The organism is Citrobacter koseri ATCC BAA-895 (assembly GCF_000018045.1).
GTDB lineage: Bacteria > Pseudomonadota > Gammaproteobacteria > Enterobacterales > Enterobacteriaceae > Citrobacter_B > Citrobacter_B koseri.
In genome coordinates, this window is sequence record NC_009792.1 from 3665271 (window position 1) to 3691143 (window position 25873).

Sequence of the window (25873 nt, forward strand, 5' to 3'; positions counted from 1 at the left end):
TATAACATGAAGCCGCCTTTGTTGTTATGCAACGGTTGGAGCAGCGGTCACGTAACGCTATACTGCTTCTCTCTCACTGGCCAACTGTCGACACTCCTATGCCCGTTTTTGCTTTACTCGCTCTTGTCGCCTATTCCATCAGCCTCGCGCTGATCGTTCCAGCTTTGCTGCAAAAAAACAGCGGCTGGCGGCGTATGGCTATTCTTTCTGCGGTCATCGCGCTGGTGTGCCATGCTTTTGCGCTGGAAGCCCGAATCCTGCCCGGCGGCGAAAGCGGTCAAAACCTGAGTCTGCTGAACGTCGGTTCGCTGGTCAGCCTGATGATTTGTACCGTCATGACAATTGTCGCTTCACGCAATCGCGGCTGGCTGCTGCTGCCTGTTGTCTACGCCTTTGCGTTAATTAACCTGGCCTTCGCCACGTTCATGCCGAACGAGTACATCACCCACCTCGAAGCCACGCCAGGTATGATGATACACATCGGCCTGTCGCTGTTCGCTTACGCCACATTGATCATTGCCGCGCTGTATGCGTTGCAGCTGGCATGGATCGACTATCAGCTCAAAAACAAAAAGCTGGCGTTCAATAATGAAATGCCTCCGCTGATGAGCATTGAGCGCAAAATGTTTCACATCACGCAGATTGGCGTGGTGCTGCTGACGCTCACGCTGTGTACTGGTCTGTTTTACATGCATAACCTGTTCAGCATGGAAAATATCGACAAAGCCGTTCTCTCTATCGTGGCATGGTTTGTCTATATTGTTCTGTTGTGGGGACATTACCACGAAGGCTGGCGCGGACGTCGGGTCGTATGGTTTAACGTCGCGGGCGCAGGCATTCTGACGCTGGCCTATTTCGGCAGCCGCGTATTGCAGCAGTTTGTAAGCTAAGTCTTAAAGGAGCCCCCCCTGGAACATATCTCCACTACCACGCTGATCGTCACACTGATCATCATGGTGGTTATTTCAGCCTATTTTTCCGGTTCCGAAACCGGCATGATGACGCTGAACCGCTATCGTCTTCGCCACCTGGCAAAACAGGGCAACCGTCCGGCAAAGCGCGTGGAAAAACTACTGCGCAAGCCGGACCGACTGATAAGCTTGGTTCTGATCGGTAATAACCTGGTCAATATTCTCGCCTCAGCCATCGGCACCATCGTCGGTATGCGTCTGTACGGCGATGCGGGCGTGGCGATTGCCACCGGCGTACTGACGTTTGTCGTCCTCGTATTTGCGGAAGTGCTGCCGAAAACCATCGCCGCGCTGTACCCGGAAAAAGTGGCCTACCCCAGCAGTTTTCTGCTGGCGCCTTTGCAGGTGCTGATGATGCCGCTGGTCTGGTTGCTTAACACCATTACCCGGCTGCTGATGCGTATGATGGGCATTAAAACGGATATCGTCATCAGCGGCTCTCTGAGTAAAGACGAACTGCGCACGCTCGTGAATGAATCCCGCTCACAAATCTCCCGCCGCAACCAGGACATGCTGCTCTCAGTGCTGGATCTGGAAAAGGTCAGCGTGGATGACATCATGGTGCCGCGCAACGAAATTATCGGCATTGATATCAATGACGACTGGAAGTCGATCGTCCGCCAGCTTTCTCACTCGCCGCACGGGCGCATTGTGCTTTACCGCGACTCGCTGGATGACGCCATCAGCATGCTGCGCGTACGCGAAGCCTGGCGGTTAATGTCCGAGAAAAAAGAGTTCACTAAAGAGACCATGCTGCGCGCCGCCGATGAGATCTACTTCATCCCGGAAGGCACGCCGCTCAGCACGCAGCTGGTAAAATTTCAGCGTAATAAAAAGAAAGTCGGGCTGGTGGTCAACGAATACGGGGATATTCAGGGGCTGGTGACGGTCGAAGATATTCTGGAAGAGATTGTCGGCGACTTCACTACCTCTATGTCGCCGACGCTGGCAGAAGAGGTCACGCCGCAGAATGACGGTTCAGTGATTATCGACGGCAGCGCCAACGTGCGGGAAATCAACAAAGCCTTTAACTGGCACCTGCCGGAAGACGATGCGCGAACGGTAAACGGCGTGATTCTGGAAGCGCTGGAAGAGATCCCCATCGCCGGAACGCGCGTGCGCATTGGCCAGTACGATATCGATATTCTCGACGTCCAGGACAATATGATTAAGCAGGTTAAAGTCTTGCCGGTGAAACCGTTGCGGGAGAGTATCTCAGAATAATGTTGTAGGCCGGGTACGGCGAATGCCGCCACCCGGCACTACGGATGGCAAATTACGCTTTCGCCTTCGCCACCGTTACCATCGCCGCGCGAATAGTACGACCGTTCAGCGTATAGCCTTTCTGCATAATGCCCAGCACGTTACCCGGGGTAACATCCTCAGACTCCACCATCGCAATCGCCTGATGTACGTTCGGATCCAGCGGTACGTTGGTGTCAGCAATCACCTCTACGCCGAACTTACGCACGACATCCAGCATGGATTTCAGCGTCAGCTCAATGCCTTCGACCATTGACGCCATATCTGGATTCGCTTTATCCGCCACTTCCAGCGCACGATCCAGGCTATCGATAACCGGCAACAGCTCATTGACGAATTTTTCCAGCGCGAACTTATGCGCCTTTTCTACGTCCAGCTCGGTACGACGGCGCAGGTTTTCCATTTCCGCTTTGATACGTAACACGCTGTCACGTTCGCGATTCTGGGCTTCAGCAAGCTGCGCTTCCAGATTCGCAATTTTTTCATCGCGCGGATCCACCTGCTCAGCAGAAGCGTCTGATTCAACCGCCTCAACTTCTTCGTGCTGATCCATGATAATTTCTTCCGGGGCTTGCCCCTCAGGCGTTTTCTGTTCTTTACTACTCATGAATTTCTCCGCGTTTTTTTTCGCATTCATCTCGCTAACTTCGCTTATTATGGGGATCAGATTCAGGGTTTCAAGGGAAGCACTCACATTGTCATCAATCTTCGCTACAAGGACCTCGAGAAAATGAACAATCATTTCAAGTGTATTGGCATTGTGGGACATCCACGTCACCCCACTGCACTGACGACACATGAAATGCTCTACCGCTGGCTATGCACAAAAGGTTACGAGGTCATCGTGGAGCAGCAGATCGCCCACGAATTACAGCTGAAAAATGTAAAAACCGGCACGCTGGCGGAAATTGGTCAACTGGCGGATCTCGCCGTCGTTGTCGGCGGGGATGGCAATATGCTCGGCGCGGCGCGCACGCTGGCGCGCTATGATATCAAAGTGATCGGCATTAACCGTGGCAATCTCGGCTTCCTGACCGACCTTGACCCGGACAACGCCCTGCAACAACTCGCGGACGTACTGGAAGGCCATTATATCGCCGAGAAACGCTTTTTACTGGAAGCTCAGGTCTGCCAGCAAAACTGCCAGAAACGCATCAGTACCGCCATCAATGAAGTCGTGCTGCACCCGGGAAAAGTGGCGCACATGATTGAATTTGAAGTGTATATCGACGAAACCTTCGCCTTTTCTCAGCGTTCCGATGGCCTGATCATCTCCACGCCGACCGGTTCCACCGCCTATTCACTCTCGGCGGGCGGCCCCATTCTGACGCCGTCGCTGGACGCCATCACGCTGGTGCCGATGTTCCCGCACACCCTATCCGCACGCCCGTTGGTCATTAACGGCAGCAGCACGATTCGTTTGCGTTTCTCACACCGCCGTAGCGACCTCGAAATCAGTTGCGACAGTCAGATTGCCCTGCCCATACAGGAAGGCGAAGATGTATTGATCCGCCGCTGTGACTACCACCTGAACCTGATACACCCTAAAGATTACAGTTATTTCAACACATTAAGCACAAAATTAGGCTGGTCAAAAAAATTATTCTAATTTAACGCCGCCCTCTTTACTGTATAAAAAACCAGTTTATACTGTATGTAATCACAGTCATGGTTTTTCATACAGGAAAACATCTATGTTGGCACAACTGACCATCAGCAATTTTGCTATCGTTCGTGAACTTGAGATCGATTTTCAGAGCGGAATGACCGTCATTACCGGTGAAACCGGCGCGGGTAAGTCTATTGCGATTGATGCGCTCGGCTTGTGTCTGGGTGGCCGTGCAGACGCCGACATGGTGCGGGTGGGAGCAACCCGCGCAGACCTGTGCGCCCGCTTCTCACTGAAAGATACGCCAGCAGCGCTGCGCTGGCTGGAAGAAAACCAACTGGAAGAAGGGCGTGAGTGCTTACTTCGCCGCGTCATTAGCAGCGACGGTCGCTCCCGCGGCTTCATCAACGGCACCGCCGTGCCTCTCTCCCAGTTACGGGAACTGGGCCAGTTGCTCATTCAAATTCACGGCCAGCATGCGCATCAGCTACTGACCAAGTCTGAACATCAAAAATCCCTGCTCGACGGCTACGCCAACGAAGCGCTTCTGATTCAGGAAATGTCCTCACGCTATCAACTGTGGCATCAAAGCTGCCGCGATCTGGCGCATCATCAACAGCAAAGCCAGGAACGCGCCGCACGTATGGAGCTGCTGCAATATCAGTTGAAAGAACTGAACGAATTTAACCCGCAGCCCGGTGAGTTTGAGCAAATTGATGAAGAATATAAACGACTGGCAAACAGCGGCCAGTTGCTGACGACCAGCCAGAATGCGCTGACGTTGCTTGCTGATGGCGAAGACGTCAATCTGCAAAGCCAGCTGTACACGTCAAAACAGTTAGTCACCGAACTAACGGGCATGGACAGCAAACTGTCTGGCATTCTGGATATGCTGGAAGAGGCCACAATCCAGATAACTGAGGCCAGCGACGAACTGCGTCACTATTGCGATCGTCTGGATTTAGACCCCAATCGCCTGTTCGAACTTGAGCAGCGCATTTCTAAGCAGATTTCACTGGCGCGTAAACATCACGTCAGCCCGGAAGCGCTGCCGCAGTTTTATCAGTCACTGCTCGAAGAACAGCAGCAGCTTGACGATCAGGCCGACTCACTGGAAACCCTGACGCTGGCGGTGAACAAACATCGCCAGCAGGCGCTGGAGACGGCAAAAGCGCTGCATACTCAGCGTCAGCATGACGCGCAGGAACTGGGGCAGTTGATCACCGAAAGCATGCATGCGCTGTCGATGCCGCATGGCCAGTTCACTATTGATGTGAAATTTGATGAGCATCATCTGAGCAGCGACGGTGCCGACCGCGTAGAGTTTAAAGTCACCACAAACCCGGGTCAGCCATTGCAGCCAATCGCAAAGGTCGCTTCCGGGGGCGAACTGTCCCGTATCGCGCTGGCAATTCAGGTCATTACTGCCCGTAAAATGGAAACCCCGGCGCTCATTTTCGATGAAGTCGATGTCGGTATCAGCGGCCCTACTGCGGCCGTTGTCGGTAAACTGCTGCGCCAGTTAGGTGAGTCAACTCAGGTAATGTGCGTTACCCACCTTCCGCAAGTTGCCGGTTGTGGTCATCAGCACTTCTTTGTCAGCAAAGAAACGGACGGCGCCATGACCGAAACGCATATGCAGTCGCTGGATAAACGCTCGCGATTACAGGAGCTGGCTCGTTTACTTGGCGGCAGCGAAGTGACGCGTAATACCCTCGCAAATGCGAAAGAACTGTTGGCTGCGTAAACTTTTTTGACCCTTTAAGGTCTGAGTACAAAACAAAATCGCCGTAAGACCCGACACCAAAAGGTTTTAAAGTGGTGAAAGGTCTATTATCATCGGCATATTACATATGAGCCGCGTACTGCTCGGGCCCGAAAAGGAATCAAATCACTATGCGCTGTAAAACGCTGACTGCTGCCGCAGCAGTACTACTGATGTTGACCGCAGGCTGTTCCACTCTGGAGCGAGTGGTTTACCGCCCTGACATCAACCAGGGGAACTATCTGACCGCTAACGATGTCGCCAAAGTGCGCGTCGGTATGACGCAACAGCAGGTTGCTTATGCTTTGGGTACACCGATGATGTCCGATCCTTTTGGCACTAACACATGGTTCTATGTGTTCCGTCAGCAACCGGGTCATGAAGGCGTAACGCAACAAACCTTAACGCTGACCTTTAACAGCAACGGCGTGTTGACCAACATCGACAATAAGCCAGCGTTGACCGACAACAAGTAAGATTGTTTTCTGGTGTTAAAAAAGGTGCCATTGGCACCTTTTTTAATTATTGACGAACCTGAACCCGCTTTGCCGAAAGAATGCAGGCCTGATAAGCGTTCAGGCATCCATGATTATTTATTTGCCGATTTCTCCGCTCGCTGTCTGCGCAACTCTTTTGGATCGGCAATCAGCGGTCGATAGATCTCTACCCGATCGCCGTCATGAACCACGTCGGCAAGTTTTGTCGGGCGGCTATATATACCGACTTTGTTTTTAGCGAGATCGATATCGGTGCGCAGTTCCAGCAAACCGGAAGCACGAATCGCCTCTTCAACCGTCGCGCCTTCCTGCAACGTCACACGCTGTAAATACTGTTTCTCGGGCAGCGCATACGCCACTTCGACGACAATTTTAGCCGACACTGTAAACCTCTTTGGCCCGAACGGTGAACGCCTGCACCATATTAGAAGCCAGCTCTTTAAAGACGCGGCCAAACGCCAGTTCAATTAACTTGTTGGTGAACTCAAAATCGAGGTGGAACTCGATGCGGCACGCTTCCTGGCTGAGCGGCGTAAATTTCCACCCGCCAATCAACTTTTTGAAAGGGCCATCGACCAGATGCATCAGGATGCTCTGGTTATTCGTCAACTGGTTACGTGTCGTGAATGTTTTGCTGATCCCTGCCTTAGACACATCCACGGCCGCCGTCATCTGACCCGGCGTCGATTCCAGCACACGGCTGCCGACGCATCCCGGCAAAAACTGAGGGTAGGACTGAACATCATTCACTAACTTATACATCTGTTCCGCGCTATAAGGGACTAAAGCGGTCCGGCTAATCTGAGGCATAGCAATTTCCATCAACATAAATCGAACAAATAATACCATTTATCCCCAGGTAAAAAAAACGCTATACCTCAACAGGGCCTACGCAGGTTCATGCTAAGATAACGCCTTATCCCCCGCAGGATGAAATGGGGTGTTTTTCGATTTCAGATTACCTATACTGAGCGGCATTATGACGAAGAAAAAAGCACACAAACCTGGCTCAGCCACTATTGCGTTGAATAAGCGCGCCCGACACGAATACTTTATTGAAGAAGAGTTCGAAGCTGGACTCGCCCTGCAAGGTTGGGAAGTTAAATCCCTGCGCGCGGGCAAAGCGAATATTAGCGATAGCTATGTCCTTCTCAGGGATGGCGAAGCGTACCTGTTCGGCGCAAACTTTACGCCAATGGCAGTCGCCTCAACGCACGTCGTGTGCGACCCCACTCGCACCCGTAAACTGCTACTGAACCAGCGCGAACTCGACTCCCTGTACGGACGCGTCAATCGTGAAGGTTATACCGTCGTCGCGCTTTCACTGTACTGGAAGAACGCCTGGTGCAAAGTGAAAATCGGCGTCGCAAAAGGTAAGAAACAGCATGATAAACGCTCAGACCTGAAAGAGCGTGAGTGGCAACTGGATAAAGCCCGCATCATGAAGAATGCAGGCCGCTAAACGTTCCCTGATAACACCGCTTTCGTTGCTGGCTATTTAAGCAAATCGTTCCATCACGCGAAATGAGCGGTAAATCCTTGAAGATAAGGAAAATCGGGGGCTGGTCACGCGTGTCACAACTCTGTTATACTTAACGTAACACATTGGGGCTGATTCTGGATTCGACGGGATTTGCGAAACCCAAGGTGCATGCCGAGGGGCGGTTGGCCTCGTAAAAAGCCGCAAAAAATAGTCGCAAACGACGAAAACTACGCTTTAGCAGCTTAATAACCTGCTCTGAGCCCTCTCTCCCTAGCTTCCGCTCTTAAGACGGGGATCAAAGAGAGGTCAAACCCAAAAGAGATCGCGTGGATGCCCTGCCTGGGGTTGAAGCGTTAAAACTAATCAGGCTAGTTTGGTAGTGGCGTGTCCGTCCGCAGGTGCCAGGCGAATGTAAAGACTGACTAAGCATGTAGTACCGAGGATGTAGGAATTTCGGACGCGGGTTCAACTCCCGCCAGCTCCACCACTTTTTAGTTGTTTGAAGTACAATGAAGTCTACTAAGCCCGCACAGCACAAGCTCTGCGGGCTTTTTTACGTCTATTGTCGTCCAGTGAGAATTGCTGAGAACTATCACTTATGGCACCCTGAATGGGACCCACAACGAAGGGTCCTAAAATCGAGGGTCCCAAAATGGCAAAAATCGCTAAGAAACTCACTGACACTGAAATCAAAAGCACTAAGCCAACCGACAAAGAAATCAACTTGTTTGACGGTGATGGTTTGATCCTGCGAATCTCTGCTCTCGCAAAAGGAGGGAAGAAGAATTGGTATTTCAGGTATGCAGTGCCGGTGAGTAAGAAAAGAACCAAAATGAGCCTTGGGACCTATCCTCACCTTACACTGGCTAGAGCCAGAGCCTTACGAGATGAATACCTTTCCTTGCTTGCCAATGGCATTGATCCGCAAGTCCATAACAACGATAAAGCTAATGCCTTAAAGAATGCTACTGAACACACTCTCCAAGCCGTGGCAAGGAAATGGTTAGATGAAAAGGTAAAGACCTCAGGTATCTCACAAGACCATGCAGAAGACATCTGGCGAAGCCTGGAGAGAAACATCTTTCCCGGCTTGGGTAATGTTCCTATCAATGAGATCCGCCCCAAACTCTTAAAGCAACATCTTGACCCTATTGAGCAACGAGGAGTACTCGAAACTTTACGGCGAATCATTTCCCGATTAAATGAAATTTTCCGTTATGCAACAACTGAGGAACTTATCGAATTCAATCCGGCTGACAACCTGGGGCAACGGTTCAGTAAGCCTAAAAAACAGAATATGCCAGCATTACCCCCTTCCGAACTCCCCCGCTTCCTAGTTGCTCTAAACAATGCTTCTATCCGTTTAGAAACAAGGCTACTGATTGAGTGGCAACTTCTCACATGGGTTCGCCCTGGTGAAGCAGTTCGCACAAGATGGTCAGATATTGATATAGAAACCGGCATGTGGAACATACCATCGGATTTTATGAAAATGAAGAAGCCTCACAAAGTTCCACTAAGCAAAGAAGCTTTGCGAGTCCTGGAGTCAATGAAAGCGATAAGTGGACATCGTGAATGGGTGTTTCCAAGTATAAAGGCTCCTCTTAGCCATATGCATGAACAAACAGCTAATGCGGCCATAATCCGTATGGGCTTTGGGGGAGAGCTTGTAGCCCATGGAATGAGATCTATTGCACGAACGGCCGCAGAGGAGTCGGGTAAGTTCAGGACAGATGTCTTAGAAGCGGCCCTTGCCCATTCGAAGAAAGATGAAATCATCGCAGCCTATAATCGTGCAGAATACTTAGCAGAACGAGTAGTTCTCATGCAGTGGTGGAGCGATTACGTCATTGCTCAAAAATTTAAGGCTATTGCGGCGTAACAACTCTATAAGGGGTTAATTCTCCTAGCCCCTTATCCACCAAGACATAACCATTTTTTTTAACACCACTTTTTTCTAAACCAAGATAAATGGGCAGTAACGAACAAAAACGATTTTCTCTATGAACTGGCAAAAAACACAAGAAATGCGAGATCATAGCTGTGGTGTTGTCTGATATGGATATCCCCTTTTTGTTTTGTAACCTCTCTCTGATATCATGTATAAATGTTTCTTTGCACGCGAAGAAACAACATATAAAAGTCTACGGGCAACATAATTTTGATGCTCTGAGCTACAATTTATAATATCATTCCAATTAGGTATTTTTCCATTTAGTAACCCAGTGCAAATGACTACTTCATACTCATCTCCTTTTGTTGAATGACAAGTTGTGATTTTAACACCGCTTCTAAAATTGAAAAATAAATGTAATTCATTTGCTTTATAAGCCATTTTATACTTCAACATTCTTTTCAATGTGGCATTAATCAAAAGATCCATTTCTTGATAATAGTAGCTATCGATACTTATACTCAAGTTAATAGAATGGCAAAAGCTCGTTATAATCTCTCTCAACCAAACATCAATTTCACAATTGTAATCTACGGATAATGATATTTTATTTATTATCTTCAATATTTTTTTAGGAGACAAAGACTCTGTATACGGTGCGGCAACATTTAATTCCTGAAGGAAATCTCGCAATAGTTTCTGTCTTGTATTAAAATTAGATGGAACCCTCTTAATTAAAAAGAGTTTAACCAAAGCAAGCCAGAGGTTTTCATTGTTTTTAGGTATAGGAGAGATCATGACTCCATCAACTTCTATATCCGGATTAAGAGTAACAATATCATTTGACAGTTTTATCACATCAAACCAGCCTGGACACAGAATAGCAATTTCATTTGAAAGCACTCCCTGAGCTAAATGAGTTCTAATAATACCTGATATATAAATAGGAAGTTGAGTAACATCTACCTCGCTTTCTTTAAAAATTACTGAGTTGAAATCCTTATTATCTGAAAGTGAATTAATATCATAATCTTCGTCTTTGTATTTACTATAAAAATCAACAATAGATTGGCTACTACGAAAACACCCTGTTAATTTCATCTCGGTTAGATTATCAAGTTGGAAACAATCAATTAATTCATCTCTATTCTTAACGACAGCCCCCAAACCAGTGTATATAGCTTGCTCTTTATCTCCAATAAAAGTAATCATTGTATTTTTCTTTAATACAATTTGTCTGAGTATCTCATATTGTATAAGGGATGTATCTTGATACTCATCGACTAAAATACACCTTAAAAGTAAAGACAATCTTTCACAAAGTGCATTGTATTTTGTCAACACCCGACAAGACAGATTTAATATCAAATCAAAATCGATTAATTTTTGCTCATACAAATGATTATGATATTCTTTTACAACCAAATATTCTTTGGTCCCACGGGAATAAAGCTGACAAAGGTTAAAATCTAAATTAGTAAAAACTTTATCATTTGCAGATAAGCCATGCTTTTCTTTTAATTCATTTATGAGAAATTCCTTTTCATGCTCATCAATTACACTAAATCCTCGGCAAAGTCTTGGTATCTTATCTACATTAGGTTTTATAATCCAATTCAAACAAAAACTGTGTATTGTTCCAATCCATAACGATTCACTACTTATGCCGAATGACATAATTCGTTCAAGAATTGTATCGGCTGCTATATTTGTATATGTAAGAGCAATTATCTTTTTTTTACCTATACAAAATAGTTCTTTATTTTCTAAAATAAAACAAAGTTTAGAAACCAATGTCTTTGTTTTACCAGACCCTGGACATGCCGTTAACAATAAATTCCCGTTGAATTTAACGGCATCCATTTGCTCAGAAGTTAAATTTCTATATGGCATAAACTATAACTCCAACAGTCTTACAAAACTGTCATTGAAATGTTTCTTATATTCTATCATTTTACTAGAAAAATCCTTTTCGGCATTTATACAGTCAAATTCTTTAACCCCCATTAAAGACATATTGTAATCAAGCATTTTTTGATATATAGGCTCGACATTTCTATCTCGAAGAACAAATTGAATGGCCTGTAAAATATAATCAGGAACACGATTATCAACACTAAGATGCTCTACCATTTCAGTAGCCAACCATCCCTTCCCTATTTTCTTTGCAAACTTTAATACTCTTTTATATCGAACTCTGAGATCAGATGAATTTACATCTGATTCAGCCTTTTTAAAATACGCTTCTTTTTTATACTCTGTTTTCATAACCTCTAAAAACAAGTTATTGTTTTCATCGTAGCGAACAAGCTCAGTTTCGAAAGTATTTTCTGCGTAATGAACCGTAATAAACTCATTACCTTCAATATATTTATCTAACTCTTCTTTTCTTCGTAACCCATCATCTTCGGCATCTACCAGAGATTCGACAAAATCCGCATCAAAAATATCATCAGCTACTTTTACATAGGCCGAATCAAGATCCGTGAGAATTGCACATTTTCTTTTCAGCCGTTTTTCATGGAAAAGGTTAGAAATATGTTTAAAAACAGTGCCATCTACTTTGATCAGACTTATGCCCAACTCATCTAAGCTGATTCCCAAAGTTTCTTTTACCATTGCTGGTATTAAAATAAGTTCTGCATCGCCTTCTACCAGAATGACACTTTTAGCAAACAAAAGGTCACTACGAATTGCATCAAGATATCGTTCTACGGAAGAAATTTCTTTCGGCGTCAAACCAAACGATGGATGATATACATCAGTGAATCCTTTTTGGCGTGATAGTATATTCATTGATGATATTTTTGATACAGAACTAATTTGTGTTGAATGTGTAGATACAAACACTTGCGTATTTTTAAAATTGAAGTTATCGAAAAGGGTTTTTTGGATATGGTTATGAATATGTGCTTCGGGCTCTTCAATTAACAAGAAGTGAGTAATATGCTCTTCACTATCCCTTATTTCTTCATATTCATATAACTTTAAAGCAAGATAAATTAAGTTTGCTCCACCAAGACTCAGATCATCAATCTTTCCTGAGCCATTGTAATCCAGAGAATCTTCAACCACTAAGCCAAGTGATTGAATTAATTCTGTGAAATCTTCTGGAAGTTGTGAGGATACTAATATTTTAGGGGAATAAGTCGAACCTACTGTATTAAGTAATGAAGCAGATATCTTATTACTCAATCTCTCAATTTCAGGTATAGCTGAAATTTTACCATTGATCTCTTTAACATTTTCTACAATATCTTTTCTATCATCAATTTGTTTACTTTTTAAAGTAAGTAATTTATACAATGGATTCGTTTTATAATATTTAAGATCTGCAACTACATTCCTAAGTGCTTTGACATAAGTGCAAGCGACTTCGCTGCCTAAGGCAAAGTAAGGTGGCTTCTTAACCCCTAATACAGTAGCATCATCATCATTAGGATTTGAAAAGGAGTAACTATCAAAATCACCAACTACTTGTTTATAAATTTCGTCATTATTCAAATCAACCTTTGTTCTAACAAAAGCTACTGCTTCATATGTTTCTTTAGAAATAATATGGTTAGATGCAAATTCAGTAAAAGAAGCAGATCTTGCTTCCACATTGTCATCTTCTAATGTTAACTCATAAAGCTTTTGTCGAATATGAAATTTAGGTCGATATATAAAAGTATAATTACCTTCCTTTATAGACTTATCATTACCATCATTTACTGTATAGTTGGCAAGGACCTGTTCTTCCTCCGACTCACTTAAATCATCAAAATATAGCGTAATTATGATCCAATGACCAAAGGGTTCGGATAATCCACGGTAGAAGTCCTCATTAGATAGAATCCTAGAATTCATTGGGAGAGAATCATCTAGAATTAATCTCATCGCATTAAATAAATTTGTTTTTCCCGAAGCATTTTCACCGATAATTGTATTCACTGAGCCTTTAACAAAGTAGAAATTTGAGCTTCGAAAGTTTTTATAGTTTCTAATAGCTAATTTATTGATATACATAGTAATCGATTGGGCCCTTAGCATAGTTTTACTACACATTAGATTACTCCATAGCCACCAGAAGCACAAAGCCATCGAGTTCAAAAGTCTAGTTAAGTCAAGTAAAAGCAATATAGTTTACAAAAGGGACTAAAAGAAAAGATATAATACCGCATTGAAATTTGATTATGAAAACCAATATAACGATTAAAACACTTTTAAATCAATAGATTACACTAGATAAAAATTAATATTGACGATGCAACATAACTATCGGATATTAAATGAACAAAAAATTTCAGACACATCCTAACAATGATCTTGATACTTACTGACAGTAACGATGTTCATGCAGATGTAGTTTCGATGAAACTCGGTGATAACTATTTCCGTTTGAATTTAGATATAGAAGCCCTTAAAGATACCAAAATTAGCTTTGATGGCTCTGAATGGACTATCTCCCAGAACGGAAAAACGATCAAAAATTCATCCGTAAAATGTGTTTGGCCAAGGCGGGTATCTGTTCAAGTCAATTCTGAACAACAGCAAGATCAAAGTAATGGTTTCAGATTATGGCGATCTGAATGGAATAAAAGCCTTTTTGGTCTATATAATGCATTATCTGAAAGTTGCTGGTTTAATCATGTAAGAGATGCAACTCTCGCTGATAACAAGTATTTTCAACATAAAATAGCTAATGAAGTTGGGCTAAATAATCCAGCATTTATAACATCAAACTCCAAACAAGACCTCAAAAATTTCTTAACTACTTATCCTGATTCGGTTGTTAAATTCATGTCGCAAGATATGTATGTCTCTGAATCAGGTGAGATATTAGGTCTATATGTAAACAAAATCACTTTAGAACAATTAGAAAGTTTCTCAAACGATTCAGAAAATCCTATTACTCTTCAAAAATATGTTAATAAAAAATTTGAAGTTAGATACACAGTAATTGAAGATAAACATTTTGCTTGCGCTATAGACTCTCAGCATTCAAACAAGGCAAAAGTAGACTGGCGTAGATACGATATACCTAATACACCGCACTGGAAAATTGATGCACCCACAGCGGTGAAGGAAAAAATAAATTCCTTAATGTCTAAGTTAAACCTTCGATATGGGGCTTTAGATTTCATCGTCGATGAAAATAATGACTGGTGGTTCTTAGAGGTGAATTCTGCTGGTCAATGGTTATGGATCGAAGATTTGTCCGGCATGGATATTTCCGGGTCCATTGCAAATTGGTTAACTTCAAATAGCAGGTGAACTATGAATGTATTTGGTTTAAATTTTCTTGAGAAAATGGAATCGGAACAAAAAGTAGATGTATCAAATTGGGCATGGAAACCTGAGAATAGTGAAGCTCAACGAATCTATGGTTCAGGTATGTCAACGAAATCTCGTGAATCTACTTATGCTGCTGAAAAAGATAGCAGAGAAGATTCAGATCGCCCCAATGAAGGATTAGCAGCTTAATAATATAACCAGTGAGGAAATATTAACTCACTGGTTACTACAAAGGAAAGAATATGAATCAAGTAGACATCTTTTTGAAAGTGATAATTGGTATATTTTTCTTTATATATGTTATATTGTTTTGCTATGTTATTTCTGAAATGATTGGCCCCTTAAATTATTTGATTTTCTTTCTTCCTTTCATCATTTCAATATCCCTATGCATGTTTTTCAAAAAAAACTTAAATAAGCTTAAAAGTGCAAATGATTTTTTGCTTTTTTCTTCTGCTGGACTTGGTGCTATTAAGTTAGTTGCTTCTAAACTGAATCATGATAGCTTAGTATTGAATCAAATTATAGATGCTTTAAAAAATAGTACATTACTGCTAATGATTTTAGCCACAGCTGCGACGTTGAAGGCATCCATAGCTCTTTTTGAGATTTTTACTAACGAATAAAATTATTGCTTTCACGTTTTTTTAGCTTCATATAATTTTTAAGAATTAGCACGCAAATTATAGGAATCATTAGAACCATGATCGGAGTTAGGAAATACAATCCGTCTTTAATCCATGGTTCTTTTATTATTAATGATAAAAATAAAAAAAAGACAATACATATTAATGAAGCTGATAAAGCTATAATTTTTTCTTTCATCATAAACCCTCTCGTGTTTTATATATAAATAGCTTATTTTAATCTATTGTCAACACCCCATTAAATTAAGCAAGAGCTAACTCAGAGATGCTCCGCTTCTCTAAGTTGCCTTGCTTTTTCTGCTCTTTGATTGAAAAAGAATGATTTAAACCTGGAACCTTAACTTTCGAACTCCTAATTTAATTAGGATGTAATTAATTGCCACATGAAAAGAGAACTTTTGTATGCCGATACGAAATTTCTATGATCTACTATTTAATCGATGTAAAATTGTTACTCCTTCGTTTGATATGGAATAAAAAATGGGAAAATTTGCGGATTTTAATATCAAAAACAATACCGAAAATACTAATGTCAGTCAAAGCAACAGTGGTGGTTATAATGTTCAAAATACCCAGGTCATAAATAATCGAACCATCAACAATCATTATACAAAGCAAAATTCTAATGGTGATGGCGATGCAGGTGCTTTTATGGCGGGAGCGATCATTTTAACTATAGGAATAGGATTTGTCATCTGGTCATTTTTCACACATTATCAAGAAATTTATCCCATTTTAAAAACGGGTGCTTTATTCTCTCCTGTATTCTCGATAATTGGAATTATAGCTTTGGTTCTTAGAAAAGAGGTTGAAACGACAGATTTTGTCAGGTTTTTTTTCTTAGTCTTAGCTGGAGGTTCTGTTTTTTTATTAAATGAATATTTGAATATAAATGTTCCATTAGAAATCATAGACTTATCAAAACGAGCCGCATCGGTTTCAGGTTTTTGGAACGGATTAAACGAATATGGCAAAAACCTTTCTTTGTCGTTGATATCTTCGAGTATCTTGATTGGTGCATCAATAATATTGATAATCTTCGCTGCATTCAGAGAATTATCATACTCCTTAGCTAACAAAAACATGTCTGGATTTTGGTTTATAAGTCTTAAAATAACTAATTTATTCCGTATTCAAGCTCTTGGTAATGGTGGGATCATAACTTTAATCTTGGCACTAACCTTTTTAACATTAAATGGATATGTGTTCCACTTTGAATGGAACTAATTTTACATGGGCCTTTTGGCCCTTATTTTTTAATGAATAAACTAATATTTACAGCTTATTGATATATTCATCTTAATTTTTATTATTTAGATTTATCTTATTTACTAATTAATCTCTTTTTTAATTAGCCGCCTATTCTTATCCAATAGAGAAGCAAACATATTAAATCGCACTTAACATTGACAACTAATAATTATTTACTATAACAAGAGGTAAAGTTAGTTAATTACTTTTAAAGCATGACATATAAAAGGAGTTTATATGGCAAATAAAAAATCGCAGTTTTTGAACACTAAGGATGCAAAACATTCAACTTCAAAGTGTAACTTACTACCACAGGAATTACGAATTCATTGTGTTAGTGTTCGTCTTAACAATGCTGAATTGGCCAAGCTTAATACATTGAGGGAGCATTATTCGAAAGGAGAGTGGCTTCGTATGGCTTCCCTTCAAAAATTGCCTCCAGTTATACCAGCTATTAATACCAAAGCCTGGATAGCTTTAACTGACATATCACAAAAACTAAATCGAATTGCGATCCATATCGATGGTAAGAGCAAAGATAGCAAGCTTACTCATACAGAGCTTTTCGCCGTGAAGCGACAACTCGAAGAGCTTCGCAAGAATGTTTTAAGTGACGGTATATGGAGCCTCCCGAATGAAGGGTATGCGGAAGATCAAGAGGGGTAAGAATTTTGCTGGTGTGGTCCAATATGCATTGAAACCGGGAGCACATCATAAATGCGATCCAGTCATAATAGGGGGCAATATGCTTGGAGATTCAGCCCTTGAACTGATCACTGAATTCGATAGCACCAAGCATCTTCGCCAAGATATCGCAAAACCAGTTTGGCACAACTCGCTTCGCTTACCTGATGGAGAATCACTAACGGCTGAACAATGGTCCAGCATCGCAGATGATTACATGAAGAGGATGGGGTTCAGTGATACTCATCTTCGTTGTTATGTTCTACATGACGATTCTGCCGGTCAGCACATACACATTATCGCAAGTCGCATAGACCTCAATGGAGGGAAGCTCTACCTTGGCAGGAATGAGAACCTCATAAGTACCAGCATAATCAGTGAACTTGAAATCGCTCATGGTCTGACAGTGACTAAGACAGCCCATTCCATTACACCGAAGCAATCGAAGCGGAAAAGAATCTCTCGAAACGAAAAGATGCTATCAGAACGAACCGGGGAGCCTTCACCAAAAGAAGCTTTACAGCAGATTATTGATAAAAGTTTAGTTGGTAAACCTGACCTTCTAACTTTTATTAAGCGACTCGAAGATTCAGAAGTCGGCTGGACAGCGAATGTCGCAAGCACAGGTAAAATGAACGGGTTCTCATTCTCCTACCGCGATATAGCTTTCAAAGCTTCGCAATTGGGTAAGAGCTATTCCTGGGCAAATCTTCAAAAGCAACTTAGCTACGACCCTGACCACTTAGAAGCTATACGAACCAACAGACCGACAAAAGGCCACCCTGCTCCTGCTCCTGCTCCTGCTCCTGCTCCTGCTCCTGCTCCTGCTCCTGCTCCTGCTCCTGCTCCTGCTCCTGCTCCTGCTCCTGCAAAAGATGTTGCTGCAACGGATTTACCAAGGGAAAGCATAAGTGAAAAGATTGCTGAAATTGAATTGAGGCTCAGAGAAGACAGACGAAACGAAATCGTAGAAAAGATTCTTCAAAAAAACGCAGTACAACAGCAAAAGCATCTCAGCTTCTTAAAGTGGCTTGCTTCTCTAAAGCAGTTCATTGAGCTTCTCAGAAGCTATGGTAAGAGCATTCTTCATAAGACCCCTACAAACTTCTCAGAAGTCTATTCAACACATCATCTGAAACCTGCAAGAAAAATTCGTTTATAGACAGTCAATTGCAAAAAATTTTCGTAACCGCACTCTGCCATGTAGTAATAAATTTTCGTTTAGTCAATAAAATATTGATCGTTATTACAGATCGATAAATTAGTTATGATAGATAATGCCTATCAAGTGCAAATCATCGATCGGTACAAGCAATTTTACTAAAGCAAGACCTTCATCGAGAATCCCTACAAACACGCAGTAAATCTTCCACCCTGGGGTTGCTATGAAAAACGAAACAATAAAGTGCCCGTTCTGCTTTACACAAAGTCCTCATGGTGTGCGGATTTGTAAAGGCTGCCATGCAAAGATCGCTTACGGTGAAAGCCCGCTCAGTGTGGCATTCCTGTTTCAATTCGTTGCATTTGGTCTCGCGTGGTTAGCATTTTCGTGGACTGGCAGCACTCTTGTATCAGTCATTACGTTTTTCGTAAGCATCATTATTCTTATCTATAAAATTAAAAAAACGTATGCAGACAGAGTTGTTTTTTTACGGTGAAATTAATTTCACACAACCGCAAACCTAAAATGAGAAAGTAAATGAACCGATTTATAAAGTCCTCTTTTTTTATTATTGTCTTCCTGCTTTCTGGCTGTTCAACATCAGGGAACCAGAACCTTAAAAACGAAACACCTCAAAGCCTGCAATCAAAGATCATTAAAAACAAAACAACTAAGACGGAGCTACTCGCTAAACTCGGTGAGCCTGACACCAGAACGACTCTCGATGACGGAAATGAGCAGTGGAGATACTTTATGTATAACAATCAGTTCAATGCCTCAACGTTCATTCCTGTGGTTGGGCTACTAACTGGTGGTTCACAGACTCAGTCTAAAACTCTTGAAATAGATTTCAAAGGCGAAATTGTCAGCAAATGGTCTTTCTCCTCTGATAATAGCAACACTAAATCTGGTGTTCTTAATTAATTTGGATAAAAAATGAAATCATACTCAATCCTTACTGTTATCCTGACTACATTTCTTCTAACCGCATGTAACAGTGAACCATCAGAAAAAGATATTTATTCTGCTTTAAGTAAATGGATGGGAAGCCAACTGACCTCCGTAAATAAAGTAGATTGCACAAAGGAATCTGATAAAAGCTATAAATGTAATGTAGTGATGGATATCAGTGGTTCAAAACAAGCAGCATCTATTAAAATCCTAAAAACAGATGACGGCTGGCAATTTGTAGGCAATTAGCAATAATTAATTATTAAAATAAAGCTCCCTTTCGGGAGCTTTTATAATCTAACATTTCTTACTCTAACAACCTCATGGGTTAACTCTTTCTCGATAACCTTCACTTCATACTGTGTTCTTACAACAGCATAAATTTCCTCTGCTTTTTCTCGATTGTTATCAATATAATTAACGAGAGAATTTAGCTCCCTAAGAACTGCCTCTTTATTGTTTAACTTCTGCAAAAGATTACTTGTCAGACATTTGTATACAGAACTGAACATCGTCATGATGTTGTCTATGTTGCGATTAGAGCGAGTATAAAGTTTTTGGGGATAGAAATACTTTAAGTGATAGCCTACGAAAAGGAGGTATAGTTGGTATGAGAAACTTTTATCGTTCGGTTGATATCGTTTAGCGATATATTTATCAATTATAATGATAAGTTGCTCTTCCAGAGTAAAATCTGGATTGATTATGTTTTTGTCCATAAATTGCATCCTTGCAAGTTAGTGTTGTCTTCCTGACTAAATATACAAATACCATATTAATATCACCTGTCAATAGGTAAAACCTATCAAGCTATCATTTTCTTGCTCTCTGCGGCAATTCTTCTTCAAGAATAGAAGCCAATATATTATGCCTGTAAGCATTTTCGTGCATTCTTTGAATCATCAGCAGTAAATTATTATTTTCATATTTTAGTGCCGAATTATCATTTTCTAGTCGTTCTATTCTTTTCGCTGCAAGGCTCAGACTACCAGGTAACTTCGTATTTAGACATTTAGCCATACCAGACCTTTTTCTGGTCCTGTATGCAACGACAATCTCAGTATGCTGGCTTAATGCTTGCCGTGTTGGTACTTTACCTAAAATTTTTTTACAAGCCATGCATAAAGAATCCCAAGTAAAATCAGGCTTACTCCAGGTCTCAATAAGTTTAACAATAGCTTTTATTTCTTTATCATAAAATTTTCTTGCCATATAACCTCCTCACATTAATATTCTCTCAACTTTCAACCTTAACTCTTTTATTTTTTCCAGAATATATTTTCTTTTCACTGGATCTGAATTTTGGATTTTTAATTCGAGTTTTTCAAATTTATCTTTAATTGAATCCATAATAATAGATTCTTCATAGAATGAAATTTTTGAATTTTTTGCTTCTTCTAATATGTCTCTTCTCAGTATTTTTCTTGATAGTTCTGATAGCTCGTCGTGAGACATATGATCATATACTGCATTCTGCTTGACACTCTTTCTACCGGACCATTGGGCAATTTGTATCTCAGACAACATACTCCTTTGAGCTAAGGTATTAATTAAGTGCCTGATTTGGTGACTATGAAAACTGAAATCAGTACTCTCACCGTTAAAATTAACATGCCTATGAAAGATGTTATTGACATTATCATTACGGAAGTCTGTTCTGAAATCATTTGAAGTTGCCTTTACAGTTGTAAAGATATCGGCTCCTTTGTTAGAATTCAATAGATTATTATTAATAGAAAGCAAGCTAACATAATTATCGAGATGATATTTTTTACTCTTTTGTTTAGAATTCGTGTTTTTGCGTTTTAAATATATCCAAAATGCTTTTACACTAACGATACCAGCCCTAACACTCGACAAGAACTTTAAATTTTCTTGACAGACAGTTGATTGATTTATGACAAAGCCAAGCTTGTGGAGATCTTCAATTGTTAAACATTCAAATGCACTTCTGTTTAATGATTCGTATAAATTAAATTCCCCTGCTTTTATCAACTGTGAGACAACTCTTGCATTCCCTGTCAGTTTTTTCAATCGCATGATAGCCTTTGAAGCTACGGGAACCATACAGTCTGGAATCCATTTAGTATTGTATCCAAAACCTTTCAATGAAAAAAATCGCAGACCATATCTTAAAGTGCCATTACTATCTTCAATGATAACCTCACAATCATCTTCCAAAAGCATAATTTCACTGATTCGTGACGGAGCACATATGAGTAATGCAAAAATTGAAGATGTGAATATATCTCTTTCATCGACTGGATTAGAAGTAAATATTCTACCAATGAAATCTATGACCCGCTCATCTGGAAGTTTTCTTTGGTGGGATAAATTCAAAATAGAATCCATTGTTGTACTTTTATAAATATCGTGTGTTTCAAATGGATATGACCATCGTGTAATCGATTCAGACAGCATTTTATGTTTAGACATAAACGAACATAATGTTTTCAAATCCAAATAAATTTTATAAGAAGTTGAAATTGCAAAATTGGCATGTGAAATAATCATAACCTCATCTAAGACCTTGTTATCTATATTAGAAATATTAACTTCATTCTTTATCCTACGAATGGCAATTTCTAAAACCCTAAATAATCTTAGCATCCTAAAAGCCACCGGAATGTCATATAAACACTCATGCCATATATATGATTTTGCAAATTCAGAAATATTGGGGTCCATTAATTCCTTACTCTTGCTTCCTCTTCTAACCTTGATTCCGCTAAAAAATGTTATTCCTCCACCCCAGCTGGAATTATCCCATTTAAAATCGTCACATTTTTTAGCTAATGCCTTGTTAGTTGTGATGAAATCATCAATCATATTCTTATAGTTAAATATCATTATTTCCCCCTTATTACTAAATACTATTGATAAGATCATCTATTTCATTTTTGACTAACAATAATTCATTATTATCAAAAAATGTTCTTTTGCATCTTTCGTAATATTTATCAATCAAGTTCTTCAAAGAATTCAATTCCCTTTCAAGTTCTTTACCCTCAATAAATTTATTTGCCAAAGGTTTCATTAAATCGTTTACGGATTCATTTATTTTCTTACCATTTTCTGCTGTATTTTCTATATAACTCATAACAGAATTAATTGAAGAATGGTCCAAAACATTTGCAATAAGTGAAGGGCTGTATCCCAATTGCGCAGATTTGGTTCCTAATGAGTATCTAAATCTACGTGAGTTTATAACACCCAGATAGTCTTGAGGTTTATTTATTGCGCGATTTATAGTATTTCTGATTTTTAGGGTTATTGCATATGGAGTAAGTTTTAATCCACCATTATCAATCATACTTAGCTCTACACATTTATTTTTAAAAAGATATGTATTTATAAAAATAGGAAGTTTTCTCTTTTGTTTTTCACTTAACTCTAAATTTAATGTTTCACTTACCAGAGAAATCACAGCTTCAACGAGAAAGGTCAACTGTCTGAAAAGCTCTTCTGGTATTTGTACTTTTCTAAACTCTTTTCTATATCCATTTCGTTGTTTAATCCTTGGAACATTTAGATAGTACTCGCCATTGGAATTGAAGAGATCACCAACTTCAAGTTGTGATATTTGCATTGGTCGCCGCCCGGAATATGCAATAAGGATTAATAGTAGGTAGTTAGATAAGCTAACCTTCTCTTCCCTGTGTGCTTTTTCTACAGAATCGATTATTACTTTAAGTTGAGAATCACTAAATGGACCTCTTTTGTAATCATGTGTCTTTATATGCTTGCTTGTGTATGCTTTTTTAACTTTAACATTAGTAATGAATATGATTGATTCAGCCGAAAACAGAGATGGATAAATATCACTAATTTTCATAAAAAAGTATTTCAGTGTCTCGGCATGTGTGTAATCCGATGAGCTAACATTTTTATAGTAATACTGTATGCAATCCTTAGATAGCAAGCTATCATCCTTGTTAATTACCCTAATATAATGCTTTATTGCATAAAACATTTTCTTAGTATAACTGGCACTATAATTTATAGCGAAATATGCCAAAGTGGTTTTGATAGGCATGAATGCACTAACGATCATTCTTAAAGAATCAATGTTCAATGTTATACTTTCACTTATCTTCCACTTGGAATGCGCAAAATTTACTTTGAAGTTACAATCTTTGGTTTCAAAAACCGAATATTGATTTTCTTGAAGTTTTTTTAAGGTTTGAAACATTAGACTTATCCTCTATTATAGTTTTTAGTGGATTAATAACAGCCATTATTTTTCGGCTCTCTTGTGCTATAAATGCTTGGTTATAGATATCTGAGGTTGTACTATTCTTTTTCCACCCCATAAGATAATTTCTTACTTTCTCATAAGTAATATATTCCTGAGAGTTCGAATTCATGAGCATCATTTCTGAGAATTTCACATTCCAAGTATGTCTTAGCGAATGCCCCACAATATCGCTCAATACATTACTATTTTTCCTAATTTGTTCGAAAATTTTCTGATAACCTGAAATAGTTAATGCATGACCTAATTGACCTTTACTGCTATGAGTAACAAGCAGATAGTCATGCTCCCCTGCATGACACTGCTTACCTCTGAAATCACTAATATAATTCTGTATTAACTCAGTCAATTCTATACTCAATGGTATTTTTCTTTCTAAAGTTTTAACCAATGGTTGCCTTAATCGTGGTTCGTTTTGATCATCTGGCCTTCTTACTATGCATAGACTTTTGTGGACATAGTCAAAATCAACCAACTTAATATTAAGTAGCTCCCCTCCCCTAATACCTGTCTCTAACAAAATTTCAATTATTAGATTATTTCGAAACCTTACATGCTCCGAAAATGGATTAATCTTAGATTTAACACTTACCATACCAGTCAAAGTTGTAACTTGCTCATTTGTCAATGATTTGCTTTCGCTTTCAATATTGTAATTCTTTCCGTTCTCTATTCTTGGCTTTATAAAATCAAATGCTCGACTGATTGTTTCATAACGAGAAGAGTCAATATTATTGATAGCAATGTTATCAAAAAACCATTTGACGTAATTTTCAATTGTCATTATCTTGAAATAAAGGGCTCTTTTAGAGACATGTTGTTCTTTAAGAATGCTTGTAACATTTCCTAAGTCTTTTCTGTATGTGAGTGCATTCATTAAGCCGAATAAGTACCCTTTGTTCGAGACAAGTTTTTCGATATCAAGATTTACTGTATTAAAAGCTTCCACATTAATATCAGCATTGTATCTTTCAAATAAAAGCAAAGCATTTGCTATTGCTTCCATTGTTGAAAATGAATAGTTATTTGTACGCGAAATAACACTCATATACAGGTTCGGATAAACCAGGGGTAATCCGTTGCTCTCATTAATAATTATACAACTCCTGATACCATCTTTATTCTTCAATCTTTTTATTCTATATTTCAAAGTCATATCACCTCTATTTACATATAATCATCAGTGAAAATAAATAAAGCATATAACATAAGCAATTTACAAATATATTTTCCTGTTTTTAACATTATTTCCTTTTGCTATAACACTTACAGGTCGAAAATTTATAATATCCCTCTAGAGGGATATTATAATCCTTTCTTTTCACTTGAAATAGTTAACCCATTATTTTAAAAGGAATTAAAGGTGTTTTGTAAATCAAAAAGTAAATAGCACTATCATTTCAATAATGCAATTTACAAAATAGTACTAAATATAGGTTCATTCAAAGAATGGTTTTCAACCCAATCTGATATCGAATTATCCGTTTCGATAAATTTCTAATTTCATCTGGGCATTTAATTAGCGAGAACCATGTCTCATAAACATAAAACTGTTCGAAAATATTAAGCTCAAAGATCGAATCTAACGGTTCTCTTAGATTCCCCACTAAATACTGGCTTAACCAGTAAACAATCTTTCTGTTAAATTCATTATCAGGTAAATCGTAAATCGCTCCGAGTTCGAAGATCTTGTAAAAAAGATCATCGCCTAAATTGCACATATGGTTTTCTTCACTCAAAAATTTCTCAATATTCATAAAATCTCTCCCAGGTTTAATTAAGCAACTTTATTGCGGCTTGTTTCGATTACAGACTGAATCCAGGCATCAATCTCACTTTCAACGAAAGCTACTGCACGACTTCCAATTTTGACAGGAGCAGGAAACTTGCCATCGTTGATCAGACGATAGATCCATGCTTTTCCGTAGCCAGTTCGTTCGAGAACTTCTGGTAGGCGTATGAGGCGGGTTGCTTGATTGTTCATTTTGTTTCCCCTTGTCGTTGCGGTGAAGTCACTATACGAACACTTGGGAAAAGAAAGGAGCGAAGCTCCTGAAACGGAGGTTCTTCGCTGCTATGCAGGATGGTTTTCTCGAAGTTGGTGCCGTACAGAACAGGGGAACTTGAGAGTAGCTGAAATTCCCCTGTTTTATAGCAAGTGGCC

The 25873-nt window shown here is 40.1% G+C and carries 28 protein-coding genes and 1 other RNA gene; 17 read left to right on the forward strand and 12 right to left on the reverse strand.

All coding sequences use genetic code 11. The annotated features are described in order from the left end of the window. Positions 1–98 precede the first annotated feature (98 nt). Entirely contained in the window at positions 99–890 is a 792-nt protein-coding gene (locus CKO_RS16825) for a cytochrome C assembly family protein (protein WP_012134700.1), read from the forward strand. 18 nt (positions 891–908) lie between these two features. Continuing rightward, entirely contained in the window at positions 909–2195 is a 1287-nt protein-coding gene (locus tag CKO_RS16830) for an HlyC/CorC family transporter (protein ID WP_047461874.1), read from the forward strand. A 52-nt stretch (positions 2196–2247) separates the two neighbouring features. Here CKO_RS16830 and grpE read toward each other — a convergent pair whose 3' ends face one another. Beyond that, entirely contained in the window at positions 2248–2841 is a 594-nt protein-coding gene (gene grpE / locus CKO_RS16835) for a nucleotide exchange factor GrpE (protein ID WP_024130852.1), read from the reverse strand. Positions 2842–2964: 123 nt separating this feature from the next. Here grpE and nadK point away from each other — a divergent pair, with 123 nt between their 5' ends. From nadK to bamE, 3 genes are all read left to right on the forward strand, one after another. Then, positions 2965–3843: an NAD(+) kinase gene (nadK, locus tag CKO_RS16840; RefSeq protein WP_024130853.1), complete on the forward strand. Its 879-nt coding sequence runs from the start codon at positions 2965–2967 to the stop codon at positions 3841–3843. Between the two features lie 85 nt (positions 3844–3928). Then, positions 3929–5590: a DNA repair protein RecN gene (gene recN, locus CKO_RS16845; RefSeq protein WP_012134704.1), complete on the forward strand. Its 1662-nt coding sequence runs from the start codon at positions 3929–3931 to the stop codon at positions 5588–5590. 149 nt (positions 5591–5739) lie between these two features. Then, on the forward strand, positions 5740–6084 hold the full coding sequence (gene bamE, locus CKO_RS16850) for an outer membrane protein assembly factor BamE (protein WP_012134705.1): 345 nt from the start codon (positions 5740–5742) through the stop codon (positions 6082–6084). 113 nt (positions 6085–6197) lie between these two features. On the opposite strand, the gene CKO_RS16855 is transcribed toward bamE, so the two are convergent. Both CKO_RS16855 and ratA read right to left on the reverse strand, forming a co-directional pair. Then, entirely contained in the window at positions 6198–6488 is a 291-nt protein-coding gene (locus CKO_RS16855) for an RnfH family protein (protein ID WP_012134706.1), read from the reverse strand. Continuing rightward, the gene (gene ratA / locus CKO_RS16860) at positions 6478–6915 is read right to left on the reverse strand and encodes a type II toxin-antitoxin system toxin RatA (protein ID WP_024130854.1); all 438 of its coding nucleotides are present in this window, start codon (positions 6913–6915) and stop codon (positions 6478–6480) included. Before ratA ends, CKO_RS16855 begins: the two co-directional genes overlap by 11 nt. Before the next feature lie 169 nt (positions 6916–7084). On the opposite strand from ratA, the gene smpB reads away from it, so the two are divergent. The 3 genes from smpB to CKO_RS16870 all read left to right on the forward strand — a co-directional run bounded on the left by smpB (position 7085) and on the right by CKO_RS16870 (position 9470). Next, entirely contained in the window at positions 7085–7567 is a 483-nt protein-coding gene (smpB, locus tag CKO_RS16865) for an SsrA-binding protein SmpB (RefSeq protein WP_012134708.1), read from the forward strand. Between the two features lie 145 nt (positions 7568–7712). Then, positions 7713–8075: a transfer-messenger RNA gene (gene ssrA / locus CKO_RS22670) on the forward strand. Between the two features lie 165 nt (positions 8076–8240). After that, entirely contained in the window at positions 8241–9470 is a 1230-nt protein-coding gene (locus CKO_RS16870) for an integrase domain-containing protein (protein WP_024130855.1), read from the forward strand. A gap of 153 nt (positions 9471–9623) precedes the next feature. On the opposite strand, the gene CKO_RS16875 is transcribed toward CKO_RS16870, so the two are convergent. Then, positions 9624–11375 carry a UvrD-helicase domain-containing protein gene (locus CKO_RS16875; RefSeq protein ID WP_024130856.1) on the reverse strand — a complete coding sequence of 584 codons (1752 nt, stop codon included), beginning with the start codon at positions 11373–11375 and terminating at the stop codon, positions 9624–9626. Positions 11376–11378: 3 nt separating this feature from the next. Then, positions 11379–13529: an AAA family ATPase gene (locus CKO_RS16880; protein ID WP_198478780.1), complete on the reverse strand. Its 2151-nt coding sequence runs from the start codon at positions 13527–13529 to the stop codon at positions 11379–11381. Positions 13530–13835: 306 nt separating this feature from the next. Here CKO_RS16880 and CKO_RS16885 point away from each other — a divergent pair, with 306 nt between their 5' ends. From CKO_RS16885 to CKO_RS22680, 9 genes are all read left to right on the forward strand, one after another. Continuing rightward, positions 13836–14738, forward strand: a complete 903-nt coding sequence (locus CKO_RS16885; RefSeq protein WP_155116397.1) for an MvdC/MvdD family ATP grasp protein — start codon at positions 13836–13838, stop codon at positions 14736–14738. Between the two features lie 3 nt (positions 14739–14741). After that, a complete protein-coding gene (locus CKO_RS23390) occupies positions 14742–14948 on the forward strand; it encodes a hypothetical protein (RefSeq protein ID WP_047685188.1) in 207 nt (68 codons plus the stop codon). A gap of 53 nt (positions 14949–15001) precedes the next feature. Continuing rightward, a complete protein-coding gene (locus CKO_RS16890; protein WP_012134714.1) occupies positions 15002–15385 on the forward strand; it encodes a hypothetical protein in 384 nt (127 codons plus the stop codon). 501 nt (positions 15386–15886) lie between these two features. After that, positions 15887–16633: a hypothetical protein gene (locus CKO_RS23395; protein ID WP_024130858.1), complete on the forward strand. Its 747-nt coding sequence runs from the start codon at positions 15887–15889 to the stop codon at positions 16631–16633. A 261-nt stretch (positions 16634–16894) separates the two neighbouring features. Then, on the forward strand, positions 16895–17323 hold the full coding sequence (locus CKO_RS16900; protein ID WP_012134720.1) for a hypothetical protein: 429 nt from the start codon (positions 16895–16897) through the stop codon (positions 17321–17323). Further along, complete coding sequence (locus CKO_RS16905; RefSeq protein ID WP_012134721.1) at positions 17292–18503, forward strand: relaxase/mobilization nuclease domain-containing protein; 1212 nt, start codon at positions 17292–17294, stop codon at positions 18501–18503. The genes CKO_RS16900 and CKO_RS16905 overlap by 32 nt, the downstream gene beginning before the upstream one ends. Before the next feature lie 223 nt (positions 18504–18726). Continuing rightward, on the forward strand, positions 18727–18999 hold the full coding sequence (locus tag CKO_RS23650; RefSeq protein ID WP_024130859.1) for a hypothetical protein: 273 nt from the start codon (positions 18727–18729) through the stop codon (positions 18997–18999). A 41-nt stretch (positions 19000–19040) separates the two neighbouring features. Further along, positions 19041–19427 carry a hypothetical protein gene (locus CKO_RS16915; protein ID WP_012134722.1) on the forward strand — a complete coding sequence of 129 codons (387 nt, stop codon included), beginning with the start codon at positions 19041–19043 and terminating at the stop codon, positions 19425–19427. A 12-nt stretch (positions 19428–19439) separates the two neighbouring features. Further along, a complete protein-coding gene (locus CKO_RS22680) occupies positions 19440–19703 on the forward strand; it encodes a hypothetical protein (RefSeq protein ID WP_012134723.1) in 264 nt (87 codons plus the stop codon). A gap of 41 nt (positions 19704–19744) precedes the next feature. Here CKO_RS22680 and CKO_RS16920 read toward each other — a convergent pair whose 3' ends face one another. The 7 genes from CKO_RS16920 to CKO_RS16950 form a co-directional block, all read right to left on the reverse strand. After that, a complete protein-coding gene (locus CKO_RS16920; RefSeq protein WP_012134724.1) occupies positions 19745–20182 on the reverse strand; it encodes a hypothetical protein in 438 nt (145 codons plus the stop codon). An 85-nt stretch (positions 20183–20267) separates the two neighbouring features. Beyond that, complete coding sequence (locus CKO_RS16925; protein ID WP_012134725.1) at positions 20268–20666, reverse strand: hypothetical protein; 399 nt, start codon at positions 20664–20666, stop codon at positions 20268–20270. Positions 20667–20675: 9 nt separating this feature from the next. Then, positions 20676–22304, reverse strand: coding sequence for a hypothetical protein (locus tag CKO_RS16930; RefSeq protein WP_024130862.1), 1629 nt, complete (start codon positions 22302–22304; stop codon positions 20676–20678). A 16-nt stretch (positions 22305–22320) separates the two neighbouring features. Further along, positions 22321–23646, reverse strand: coding sequence for a site-specific integrase (locus CKO_RS16935; RefSeq protein ID WP_024130863.1), 1326 nt, complete (start codon positions 23644–23646; stop codon positions 22321–22323). After that, a complete protein-coding gene (locus tag CKO_RS16940) occupies positions 23597–24865 on the reverse strand; it encodes a tyrosine-type recombinase/integrase (RefSeq protein ID WP_024130864.1) in 1269 nt (422 codons plus the stop codon). Before CKO_RS16940 ends, CKO_RS16935 begins: the two co-directional genes overlap by 50 nt. A gap of 286 nt (positions 24866–25151) precedes the next feature. Further along, positions 25152–25466, reverse strand: a complete 315-nt coding sequence (locus CKO_RS16945) for a hypothetical protein (RefSeq protein ID WP_012134729.1) — start codon at positions 25464–25466, stop codon at positions 25152–25154. A gap of 20 nt (positions 25467–25486) precedes the next feature. Further along, complete coding sequence (locus tag CKO_RS16950; RefSeq protein ID WP_024130865.1) at positions 25487–25693, reverse strand: helix-turn-helix transcriptional regulator; 207 nt, start codon at positions 25691–25693, stop codon at positions 25487–25489. Between the last annotated feature and the right edge of the window lie 180 nt (positions 25694–25873).

Coding starts and splice junctions, on each gene's coding strand:
- CKO_RS16825 (WP_012134700.1), top strand. CDS start 99: ATGCCCGTTTTTGCTTTACTCGCTCTTGTCGCCTATTCCATCAGCCTC.
- grpE (WP_024130852.1), bottom strand. CDS start 2,841: ATGAGTAGTAAAGAACAGAAAACGCCTGAGGGGCAAGCCCCGGAAGAA.
- nadK (WP_024130853.1), top strand. CDS start 2,965: ATGAACAATCATTTCAAGTGTATTGGCATTGTGGGACATCCACGTCAC.
- recN (WP_012134704.1), top strand. CDS start 3,929: ATGTTGGCACAACTGACCATCAGCAATTTTGCTATCGTTCGTGAACTT.
- bamE (WP_012134705.1), top strand. CDS start 5,740: ATGCGCTGTAAAACGCTGACTGCTGCCGCAGCAGTACTACTGATGTTG.
- ratA (WP_024130854.1), bottom strand. CDS start 6,915: ATGCCTCAGATTAGCCGGACCGCTTTAGTCCCTTATAGCGCGGAACAG.
- smpB (WP_012134708.1), top strand. CDS start 7,085: ATGACGAAGAAAAAAGCACACAAACCTGGCTCAGCCACTATTGCGTTG.
- CKO_RS16870 (WP_024130855.1), top strand. CDS start 8,241: ATGGCAAAAATCGCTAAGAAACTCACTGACACTGAAATCAAAAGCACT.
- CKO_RS16875 (WP_024130856.1), bottom strand. CDS start 11,375: ATGCCATATAGAAATTTAACTTCTGAGCAAATGGATGCCGTTAAATTC.
- CKO_RS16880 (WP_198478780.1), bottom strand. CDS start 13,529: ATGTGTAGTAAAACTATGCTAAGGGCCCAATCGATTACTATGTATATC.
- CKO_RS16885 (WP_155116397.1), top strand. CDS start 13,836: ATGAAACTCGGTGATAACTATTTCCGTTTGAATTTAGATATAGAAGCC.
- CKO_RS23390 (WP_047685188.1), top strand. CDS start 14,742: ATGAATGTATTTGGTTTAAATTTTCTTGAGAAAATGGAATCGGAACAA.
- CKO_RS16890 (WP_012134714.1), top strand. CDS start 15,002: ATGAATCAAGTAGACATCTTTTTGAAAGTGATAATTGGTATATTTTTC.
- CKO_RS23395 (WP_024130858.1), top strand. CDS start 15,887: ATGGGAAAATTTGCGGATTTTAATATCAAAAACAATACCGAAAATACT.
- CKO_RS16900 (WP_012134720.1), top strand. CDS start 16,895: ATGGCAAATAAAAAATCGCAGTTTTTGAACACTAAGGATGCAAAACAT.
- CKO_RS16905 (WP_012134721.1), top strand. CDS start 17,292: ATGAAGGGTATGCGGAAGATCAAGAGGGGTAAGAATTTTGCTGGTGTG.
- CKO_RS23650 (WP_024130859.1), top strand. CDS start 18,727: ATGAAAAACGAAACAATAAAGTGCCCGTTCTGCTTTACACAAAGTCCT.
- CKO_RS16915 (WP_012134722.1), top strand. CDS start 19,041: ATGAACCGATTTATAAAGTCCTCTTTTTTTATTATTGTCTTCCTGCTT.
- CKO_RS22680 (WP_012134723.1), top strand. CDS start 19,440: ATGAAATCATACTCAATCCTTACTGTTATCCTGACTACATTTCTTCTA.
- CKO_RS16920 (WP_012134724.1), bottom strand. CDS start 20,182: ATGCAATTTATGGACAAAAACATAATCAATCCAGATTTTACTCTGGAA.
- CKO_RS16925 (WP_012134725.1), bottom strand. CDS start 20,666: ATGGCAAGAAAATTTTATGATAAAGAAATAAAAGCTATTGTTAAACTT.
- CKO_RS16930 (WP_024130862.1), bottom strand. CDS start 22,304: ATGATATTTAACTATAAGAATATGATTGATGATTTCATCACAACTAAC.
- CKO_RS16935 (WP_024130863.1), bottom strand. CDS start 23,646: ATGTTTCAAACCTTAAAAAAACTTCAAGAAAATCAATATTCGGTTTTT.
- CKO_RS16940 (WP_024130864.1), bottom strand. CDS start 24,865: ATGACTTTGAAATATAGAATAAAAAGATTGAAGAATAAAGATGGTATC.
- CKO_RS16945 (WP_012134729.1), bottom strand. CDS start 25,466: ATGAATATTGAGAAATTTTTGAGTGAAGAAAACCATATGTGCAATTTA.
- CKO_RS16950 (WP_024130865.1), bottom strand. CDS start 25,693: ATGAACAATCAAGCAACCCGCCTCATACGCCTACCAGAAGTTCTCGAA.